The 2,688-nt window shown below is 60.7% G+C and carries 1 protein-coding gene and 1 pseudogene; both read left to right on the plus strand.

The genetic code is table 11. The features are described 5' to 3' along the window. On the plus strand, window positions 1–888 hold an 888-nt coding region (gene cysD / locus BFR47_RS14325), incomplete at its 5' end, for a sulfate adenylyltransferase subunit CysD (RefSeq protein ID WP_071473705.1). Beyond that, window positions 888–2,688, plus strand: a pseudogene (gene cysN / locus BFR47_RS18815) (sulfate adenylyltransferase subunit CysN); the annotation flags it as partial. The gene cysD and the pseudogene cysN, both read left to right, overlap by 1 nt.

Below are 2,688 nucleotides of genomic sequence, written 5' to 3' on the forward strand. Positions count from 1 at the left end.
CACCTGCAACGGCTGGAAGCCGAAAGTATCCACATCATGCGGGAAGTAGTGGCCGAGGCCGACAATCCGGTCATGCTCTACTCCATCGGTAAAGACAGCGCCGTGATGCTGCACCTGGCCATGAAGGCCTTCTATCCTTCCATTCCGCCCTTCCCGCTGCTGCATGTGGATACTCGCTGGAAGTTTCGCGAAATGTATGAATTCCGTGACCAGATGGTCGAGAAGCTGGGCATGGACCTGCTGGTGCATGTGAACCCCGAGGCCATCGAGAAAGACATCAACCCCTTTACTCACGGCTCCGCCGTGCATACCGACATCACCAAGACCGAGGGCCTGAAGCAGGCGCTGGACAAGTACGGCTTCGACGCCGCCTTCGGTGGTGCCCGCCGGGATGAAGAAAAATCCCGTGCCAAGGAGCGGATTTTCTCGTTCCGTACCGCGCAACACCGCTGGGACCCCAAGAACCAGCGCCCGGAGCTGTGGAAGCTGTATAACGCCCGCAAGCAGAAGGGCGAGTCGATCCGGGTGTTTCCGCTGTCCAACTGGACCGAGCTGGATATCTGGCAGTATATCCACCTGGAAAACATCCCCATCGTGCCGCTGTACTACGCGGCCCAGCGCCCGGTGGTAGAGCGCGACGGCACCCTGATCATGGTGGATGACGAGCGCATGCCGTTGAAAGACGGCGAAGTGCCGATGATGAAGAACGTACGGTTCCGGACCCTGGGCTGCTACCCGCTGACCGGCGCGGTGGAGTCACAGGCCGACACCCTGCCCGCCATCATTCAGGAAATGCTGCTCACCAAAACGTCCGAACGTCAGGGCCGCATGATCGATCACGACTCCGCCGCATCCATGGAAAAGAAAAAACAAGAGGGCTACTTCTAATGGCGCACGTATCCGACCTCATCTCCTCCGATATCGAGCAATATCTGCAGGCCCACGAGCACAAGAGTCTGCTGCGGTTCATTACCTGCGGCAGCGTGGATGACGGCAAAAGCACCCTGATCGGGCGCCTGCTGTTCGAGTCCAAGATGCTGTTTGAAGACCAGCTCGCCGCCATGGAAGCCGACTCCAAGAAATGGGGTACCCAGGGCGAAGACATCGACTTTGCCCTGCTGGTGGATGGCCTGGCCGCCGAGCGCGAGCAAGGCATTACCATCGACGTGGCCTATCGCTTTTTCTCCACCGACAAGCGCAAGTTCATCGTGGCCGACACCCCGGGGCACGAGCAGTACACCCGCAACATGGTCACCGGTGCCTCTACCGCCGACGCCGCCATTCTGATGGTCGATGCCCGCAAAGGCATTCTGACCCAGACCCGCCGTCACAGCTACCTGATGTCATTGCTGGGCATTCGCCAGATTGTGGTGGCCATCAACAAGATGGATCTGGTCGACTATTCCGAGCAGCGTTTCAACGACATCGTCGAAGAATACGGCCGGTTTGCCGAACAGCTGGGCCTGAGCAACATCACCTACATTCCGATGTCGGCGTTCAAGGGCGACAACATCATTGAGCCCAGCCCCAGAATGACCTGGTATCACGGTACCACCCTGATGGGCTTTCTGGAAACCGTGGAAGTGGACGACACCCGCATGCAGCGTGCGCCCTTCCGTTTGCCGGTGCAGTGGGTCAACCGCCCCAATCTGGACTTCCGTGGCTTCTCCGGCTCCATCACCAGCGGCGTGATCAAGCCCGGCGACCGCATCCGGGTTCAGCCCTCGGGCAAGGAAAGCACGGTCGATCGTATCGTGACCTACAGCGGTGATCTGGAACAGGCCGTCGCCGGCCAGTCGGTGACCCTGACCCTGAAGGATGAAATCGATATCTCCCGCGGCGATGTGATTTCCATCGCCGAGGCGCCGGCCGAAACCGCCGATCAGTTTGAAAGCACCCTGGTGTGGATGCACGACGACGCCCTGCTGCCCGGCCGCCCCTATCTGCTGAAGATTGGCACCCAGACCGTGACCGCCAGCGTCACCGACATCAAGTATCAGGTCAACGTCAACACCCTGGAGCACACCGCCGCCAAGCAGCTGGAGCTGAACGGCATCGGCGTCTGTAACCTGAGCCTGGACAGAGCCATCGCCTTCGATGACTACCAGACCAACAAGGATACCGGCGGCTTTATTCTGATCGACCGCCTGAGCAACACCACGGTGGCCGCCGGCATGCTGCACTTTGCCCTGCGCCGCAGCCAGAACATTCACTATCAGCATGTGGACGTGAACAAGGGCGCCCGCGCCCAGGCCAAGGGCCAGCAGCCGAGCGTGCTGTGGTTTACCGGCCTGTCCGGGGCCGGCAAGTCGACCATCGCCAACCTGGTGGAGAAGAAGCTGCACGCCCTGGGCCGCCACACCTACCTGCTGGACGGCGACAACGTGCGCCACGGTCTGAACAAGGATCTGGGCTTTACCGACGCGACCGGGTGGAGAACATTCGCCGGGTGGCGGAAGTATCGAAGCTGATGGTGGATGCGGGCCTGATCGTGCTCACCGCCTTCATCTCCCCGTTCCGCGCCGAACGCCGCATGGCGCGTGAATCGCTGGCCGAGGGCGAGTTCATCGAGGTGTTTGTGGATACCCCGCTGGACATCGCCGAAGAGCGCGACGTGAAGGGACTGTACAAGAAAGCCCGTCGCGGCGAGCTGAAAAACTTCACCGGCATCGACTCGGCCTACGAGCA

Source organism: Oceanisphaera psychrotolerans (genome assembly GCF_001870485.1).
In the GTDB taxonomy this organism is placed as follows: domain Bacteria; phylum Pseudomonadota; class Gammaproteobacteria; order Enterobacterales; family Aeromonadaceae; genus Oceanimonas; species Oceanimonas psychrotolerans.